This window comes from Protofrankia sp. Cj3 (assembly GCF_917627355.1).
In the GTDB taxonomy this organism is placed as follows: domain Bacteria; phylum Actinomycetota; class Actinomycetes; order Frankiales; family Frankiaceae; genus Protofrankia.
Genome location: NZ_CAKJTR010000184.1, coordinates 1 through 6,558, shown reverse-complemented (window position 1 = coordinate 6,558; position 6,558 = coordinate 1). Strand labels below are relative to the sequence as shown.

Sequence of the window (6,558 nt, the reverse complement as noted above, 5' to 3'; positions counted from 1 at the left end):
GGCATACCCGACAACGTCCGGCGGCGGCTACTAAGAGCGTCCGGCAATAGGGGACGCGGCGTCGCGGGGCCAGGGCACGCACCTCGCCGCATCGCTCCCCGTCCATCGCTGCGCGATGCACGGGTACCCCGGCTCGTCAGTCGCCACCCAACACCAGGGTGGCTCCCTCCTCCGCCTCGCGATGCACGCACCCCAGCCCCGCTCCTTGATCCACACCCCTATTGCCGGACGCTCTAAGGTGCGTCAGAGGTCCCGAAGGCGCGGTAGTGATCCGCGGTGATGCGACAAGGAGGTCGGCTGGTGGCGGTCGTACATTTCGAGGTCGACAACGCAATAGGCACGATCAGGTTGGACCGCCCTCCGATGAACGCTATTGACAGCCAGCTCACCAGCGAGCTGCGGGCGGCCGCGACGCAGGCCGCGGCCCGCCCGGACGTCCGGGCCGTCGTGCTCTACGGCGGTCCCAAGGTGTTCGCCGCCGGCGCCGACATCAAAGAAATGGCTCCGATGGGCTACGCGGAGATCCTGGCGTGGGTCGGTGCGCTCACCGGGACCTTCGAGCAGGTGGCCCGCATCCCCAAGCCTGTGGTCGCCGCGGTGACCGGGTACGCCCTCGGTGGTGGGCTGGAGCTGGCTCTGTGCGCTGACTTCCGGGTCTTCGGTGACAACGCCAAGGTCGGGCTGCCTGAGATCCTGCTCGGAGTCATCCCCGGCGCCGGCGGGACGCAACGGCTGCCCCGGCTGATCGGTGCCGCCAGGGCCAAGGACCTGATATTCACCGGGCGTCAGGTGCGCGCTTCCGAAGCGAAGGAGATCGGTCTCGCTGACCGGGTGGTGGCTCCCGACGACGTCTACGCCGAGGCCCTGCGGCTGGCCGGCCGGTTCGTCGAGGGGCCGGCGCTGGCCCTGCGGGCGGCCAAGCGGGCGATCGACGACGGTCTGGACGTTGGGCTGCCCGAAGGGCTACGGCTGGAGACCGCGGTGTTCACCGGGCTGTTCGGGACCGAGGACAAGCGTATCGGCATGGAGTCGTTTGTCGAACGAGGCCCGGGGAAGGCGGACTTCGTCGGCCGCTGACCGCGACTGGTCGCCGAGCGTCGTCCTCCGCTGACCGTCACTGGTTGCTGGTCACTGGTCGCCCGCTGGTTGGGTACGGCCCGCCCGGTGTCGCGCAGGTTACCTTCTCGTGTTCGAGCGTGGGGCTTTCATGGGGCGACGGGGGCGCTCTACTATGTCGCCTGACATCCCGCTTGGGCCGACAATGCGACCTTGGACGGGTGCCACGAGAGGTGGAGGATGGCCGAAGCCGACGAGGTCGTCAGCATCCGGAAGTGGTCGGTGGGTTCCGTTGAAAAGAGCGGACGGATTCGCCTGCCAGGGCTTGATCCGGACGCGTTTCGGCATCCGCTGGACCGGCGGGCCACGCGCACGCTGAAACGTGTTCCCGGGTTTGACCGGGCCGTGGCCAAATACATCGAATGGGGCGTTGAGCGCACCCAGTACGTGGAGAACACCGCGTCCAGCGTGAAGGTGGGTCCTCGCCAGCTCCCGGGGATCTACGCGATCCTCCGTGAGGCGTGCGCGATTCTGGACGTCCCGGAACCTGAGCTCTATATCCGGCGTGGGCCGGTCGATGCCTACACGGCCGGGCACAACCATCCGTATGTCGTGCTTTTCACCGATCTCATCGACATCATGGATGAGGACGAGCTGCTGGCCGTGCTCGGGCACGAAATCGGTCATGTCAAATGTGGCCATGTGCTGTATGGGACCATGGCCCGAATCGTCGGCGGGGCGATGGGCGCGGGGGTCGCCCGCCGGTCGAATGCCATTGCCGGCAACCTTGCGGCCTTCGGCCTTGGCGCGGGGCTTTCGGCTTGGTCCCGCAAGGCGGAGTTGACCGCCGACCGGGCGGCGATGCTCGCCGTTCAGGACCCAGATCCATGCGTCCGGATGATGATGAAGCTGGCCGGTGGGGCGACCCGCTGGCTCGACCAGATGAACCCCGCCGCTTTCCTTGAGCAGGCGCGGTTGCTCGACGACATGGCCGAGCGGAGCACGCTGGCCCGGTTCCACCGGATGCGGATCCGGACCAGCGGCTCGCACCCGCTCGCGGTCGAGCGTGCCCGTTACTTTGACGAGTGGCTGCGTGAGGACGAGCCCAGGAAGATCCTTGACGGGATCTACGCGGTGCGGGATGGCAGCCGTGCCTGTCTGAGCTGCGTGAAGCCGGCGCGTCCGACGGAGAGTTTCTGCACGGCCTGCGGTACCGGCCTCGCGGTCTGGACCACCTCCGCCTGATCGTCCGGCTGCCCGGTCCCGCTGATCCGCTCGTTACCCGGGCCTCGCAGCTGGCCGAGGCCTGGTCACCCGGAATGGTCACCCGGAAACCCGGAATGGTCGCGGGCCGTCAGCGCAGGGAGAGGTCGACGACGAGGGGCTTGTGGTCGCTGCCGAACGGCGCGCCCACCTGGTAGCGGGTGACGGCGAACCGCGGTGAGGCCAGGACATGGTCGATGCGCAGCAGCGGCGGAGCGAACAGGCCGCTCGCGTTCCAGGTGGGCAGCCAGCCCGCGCCGGCCGCGTCGTGGGCGTCGCGGAGATGATTATCCAGTAGGCGTTGGAAGGGACGGTGGTCACGGGTGGCGTTGAAGTCACCGGCGAGCACGACGGGCATGGCTGTCAGGGCGGTGCTGGCCCGCAGATCGTCCAGTTGCCGGCGCCACCGCGGGGCGTAATCGCCACTGGTCGGTGAGAGCGTGTGGACGGCGAAGAGCCGGAACTGGTGCGTGGCGTCCACCCGCACCGTCATCCGTAGTGACGGCAGATCCGCTACCGATGGCAGCTCCGGGTCGGTCAGCGCGAAGCGGGAGAACACCGCGATCCCGAACGGATCCGGCCGGGCGTGGACCTCCCGGTAGGTGAAGTCCCCCAGCGCCCCAGAGCTCTCGATCGCGGCCAGGGTACGGGGAGTGACCTCTTCCAGCACAAGGATATCGGGCCGTTGGGCGCGGATCTGGGATCCCAGGCTTGCGGCGGTCTTGTTCGTGTACAGCAGGTTGGCAGTCATGATCCGCGCTTGTGCCGCGCCAGCGGGCGCGGTTTCGGGCTTTCCCGGCCAGAGCTCGGGAACGGTCCAGTACAGGTGGGCGACGATGACTAGCAGCGAGGCGATCAGCAGTCGGTTGCGGCGCATCGCGAAGCCGATGGCCAGCGTCATGTAGACGGGCAGGTAGACAACCGGGGTGAAGGCGTTGATCCCGGCGTACGGCCAGCTCAGCGCGTCGTCCAGATGGAGGCTCCGGCCCAGCGCGATGATCGCTAGACTGCCTGTGATCATCCAGGAAAGAATGATCATCAATATCCGTGGGGGGATCACCGCGCTGGATCTGTTTCTTGATCCCGATGTGCGATCGTTTTCTTCGGGATACACGGACAGGCCGGCGCCGGCATCCGAGTGCGGGGTCATGGTCATAGATTGCCGAGGGGAGGCGCGATGCGGGCGGCGGGGTCGCCCACATCGCGATCGGCCAGAGTGCCCGCTAGGCCACCTCCGCGCGGACTTTCGCGCGGCCGATCAGTGGCGCGGAGAGTGTCCGCCACTCCCGGACGGCGACGACATCGTCATGCCGGCCCAATGTGCGGTCAACCTCACGCAGCTTGTCGGTGATCCGAGCGGATTCCAGCTGGCCGGCGAGTTCGACCGCGCGGCTCGCGGCGTCCAGCGCGGCTTCGACGTCAGGGCTGGGCCGGGACAGGTAGGACAGTGCGAGATCGGCTTCGGCGTAGCTGCGGGTCCTGGTCCGGGAAGCGAGCTGCCGGGACCGGGATGCCAGCAGCGAAGGCTCGGCATCCGCGGCCTTGCCGAGCAGCAGGAAGCAGTGGCCCTTGCATTCCGCCACGTCCGTCTCGTCGTAGTGGGCAGCCCATAGCGGGCCATCGCCGGGAGTCGCGCGGCCGAGCTCGCGTTCCATGTCGATCAGCGCCTTGCTGCAGCCGGCCTCGTCGCCCGAACGGCCCAGCGCCCAGGCGTATTTGTCGTGCAGCATTGCCCGGACCGATGGGGACGCCGCGCCGCGGGACCGGTCGATGGCGGCCTTCGCCATGGCCAGGCTCTGGCGGAACTGGCCGAGACGCCCGGCCTGGTCGCTCATGGCGGACAGGATGCGGCTGGCGAGCATGGCGTCCCCGCAGTGTTCCGCAAGGCCAAGCGCCTGGATGTAGTAGCGCTGGGCGAGGGCCTGGTGGTTGGAATCCTGGGCGAGCCAGCCGGTGAACTGAGTCAGTTCAGCGAGTGAGCTGAACAGATCCGGGGTGTGGCGGCTGTCGAGCGCGGCCTTGGCCCGGTCGTGCAGGAACGCGACCACCTGCCCGCGAATCTCACCGCTGCCGTAGCGGGCGTCGAGCTTGCGGAAGGTCTCGGTCATATCTCTGATCATTGTCGCGGTCGGCACCGGGACCGTGGCCTGGCTCTTACCGATCATTTCGACGACGCCGGTGAGGCTTGCCAGCACCGGGTCGGCGAAGGCTGTGGCGGCGAAGGCCGCTCCGTCGTGTAACAGGTCTCGTCTGCGCATGTCTCGCCCCGAGAGTCCGGCAACGGTCCGAAGAGTGTCCGTGGGTTTCTCCGCCACGGCGAGCCCGAAGTCGTCGCCGTGATAGTTTTCGCCGCGCCAGCCGAGGTCGGACGGCGCGATGGGGTAGCCCACCAACATCGACATTTCGGCGGCGGCGAGCTCGGCCACCATGGGGTCACGGGGGCGCATTCCGCGACGCCAGTGGCCTACGGTGGTGCGTGCGAGGCCGAGATCAACACGTCGTTGCCGGCGTGCGCGTTCGTTGACCTGCCGGGCGAAACGGGTGTCCGAGACGGATGTTTCGGCGAGTAGCCGCGCGAATAAGTTTTGTTGCGGCTCGCGGCCGGTCTGATCGTGATCTTTTGATATATGTTGCCTGCCCATTGGGCCCCCGTAGCTCATTGGGTACTGGTTCGTGGTGAAATTGCCGTCGGATCTGCTGTGAGACACAACGTAGCGGAGCTGTCACAATGGCGGAAGGGGATGTGCAGACGCGCATACGAATGCACGTATTGCCGGTCTGGCGTGCGGGATGGGTCGAGTGCGACCTGGGTCACATCGACGATCATTGAGCGTGTCAAGGACACAGGTGCGACCATGTCAAGAGCAATGAAGACCCATGAATGTGGCTACGGAGGCCCCGAGGCGTGAACATCGTCGTCACCGTCAAGCAGGTTCCGGATACCTGGGCGGAGAAGAAGCTCGATCCCACAACCAGGACGACGGATCGCAAGAGCGTCGACAACGTCATGAACGAAATGGACGAATACGGGGTCGAGGAGGCCCTGAAGATCAAGGAGGCTCATGGCGGTGAGGTGACGGTGGTCACCATGGGTCCCGAGAAGGCCCTGGAAACCGTGCGTAAGGCGCTGTCGATGGGTGCGGACAAGGCTGTCCACATCACCGACGAGGCGTTGGCCGGTTCCGACGCCCTCCAGACGTCCGCCGCGCTCGCGAAGGTTATCGCGACGCTTTCGCCTGATATCGTCATCACCGCCGCCGAGGCGTCCGACGCCCGTGGCGGTGTGCTGGGCGCGCTGCTTGCCGAGCACCTCGGATTCCCGCAGCTGACGCAGGCCCGTAAGGTGACCGTCGACCCCGGTGCCGGCACGGTGCGGATCGAACGGCAGGCCGACAACGGCTACCTTCTCGTGGAAGCCGCGACGCCGGTGGTTGTCGGGGTTGTCGAGAAGATCAACCAGCCGCGTTACCCGTCCTTCAAGGGCATTATGGCGGCCAAGAAGAAGCCGTTGACCACGCTGTCCGTTGCGGACGCGGGGCTGGACCCAGGCACGGTGGGGCTTGCCAACGCCGCGTCGACGGTCCTGGACGCCCAGCCCGCCCCGCCTCGCCAGAGCGGAACGATCGTCAAGGACGAGGGTGATGGCGGCACCAGGGTCGCTGACTTCCTCGCCGCACAGAAGCTGATCTGAGGGGTCTTGTCCGATGGCTGAGGTTCTAGTTCTCGTCGAGCACGCAGACGGCGAGCCGAAAAAAATCACCGCCGAACTGCTGACGCTCGCCCGGTCGTTGGGTGAGGCGTCCGCGGTCTTCCTCGGCGCGCCCGGAACGTACGCGAAAGCCAAGGACTACCTGGCCCAGTACGGCGCGTCCACGGTGTACATCGTCGAGTCCGAAGAGGTCACCGACTACGTTGTGGCCCCAGTGGCTGAGGTCCTGGCCACGTTGGTGACCGGCAAGTCGCCGGCGGCGGTCCTGACCGCCGCCACCCCGGACGCCAGGGAAGCCGCCGCGCGCACAGCGGCCAAGACCGGATCGGGCCTGATCTGGGACGCGGTCGGCCTCACCCCAGACCTGGCCGCCACCCAGGGCATCTTCGGTGGCTCCACGGTCGTCACCTCCACGGTCACCAAGGGGACGCCGGTTTTCGCGGTGCGGCCGAACAGCACCGCGCCCCAGGCCGCCCCGACCACACCGACCGAGGAGAAGGTCGACATCACGATCTCGGACTCCGCCAAGT

Annotated in this window: 5 protein-coding genes and 1 pseudogene; 4 read left to right on the top strand and 2 right to left on the bottom strand. The window is 67.2% G+C overall.

Annotated features, from left to right (window positions below):
• Window positions 1-300: 300 nt before the first annotated feature.
• The gene (locus MJ783_RS19310; RefSeq protein ID WP_239312325.1) at window positions 301-1,077 is read left to right on the top strand and encodes an enoyl-CoA hydratase/isomerase family protein; all 777 of its coding nucleotides are present in this window, start codon (window positions 301-303) and stop codon (window positions 1,075-1,077) included.
• A gap of 219 nt (window positions 1,078-1,296) precedes the next feature.
• A complete protein-coding gene (locus tag MJ783_RS19305) occupies window positions 1,297-2,301 on the top strand; it encodes a M48 family metallopeptidase (protein WP_239312324.1) in 1,005 nt (334 codons plus the stop codon).
• 109 nt (window positions 2,302-2,410) lie between these two features.
• Here the strand turns inward: MJ783_RS19305 and MJ783_RS19300 are convergent, their stop codons facing one another.
• Together MJ783_RS19300 and MJ783_RS19295 are read right to left on the bottom strand one after the other, a co-directional pair.
• Complete coding sequence (locus MJ783_RS19300; RefSeq protein WP_239312322.1) at window positions 2,411-3,340, bottom strand: endonuclease/exonuclease/phosphatase family protein; 930 nt, start codon at window positions 3,338-3,340, stop codon at window positions 2,411-2,413.
• Window positions 3,341-3,542: 202 nt separating this feature from the next.
• Window positions 3,543-4,961: a transcriptional regulator gene (locus tag MJ783_RS19295; protein WP_239312320.1), complete on the bottom strand. Its 1,419-nt coding sequence runs from the start codon at window positions 4,959-4,961 to the stop codon at window positions 3,543-3,545.
• A 263-nt stretch (window positions 4,962-5,224) separates the two neighbouring features.
• On the opposite strand from MJ783_RS19295, the gene MJ783_RS19290 reads away from it, so the two are divergent.
• Together MJ783_RS19290 and MJ783_RS19285 are read left to right on the top strand one after the other, a co-directional pair.
• Window positions 5,225-6,010 carry an electron transfer flavoprotein subunit beta/FixA family protein gene (locus MJ783_RS19290; RefSeq protein WP_239312318.1) on the top strand — a complete coding sequence of 262 codons (786 nt, stop codon included), beginning with the start codon at window positions 5,225-5,227 and terminating at the stop codon, window positions 6,008-6,010.
• 13 nt (window positions 6,011-6,023) lie between these two features.
• A pseudogene (locus tag MJ783_RS19285) lies at window positions 6,024-6,558 on the top strand (electron transfer flavoprotein subunit alpha/FixB family protein); the annotation flags it as partial.

Excerpts from the sequence above, each read along its gene's own strand:
- MJ783_RS19305 (WP_239312324.1), top strand. The coding sequence starts at position 1,297 with ATGGCCGAAGCCGACGAGGTCGTCAGCATCCGGAAGTGGTCGGTGGGT.
- MJ783_RS19300 (WP_239312322.1), bottom strand. The coding sequence starts at position 3,340 with ATGATCACAGGCAGTCTAGCGATCATCGCGCTGGGCCGGAGCCTCCAT.
- MJ783_RS19295 (WP_239312320.1), bottom strand. The coding sequence starts at position 4,961 with ATGGGCAGGCAACATATATCAAAAGATCACGATCAGACCGGCCGCGAG.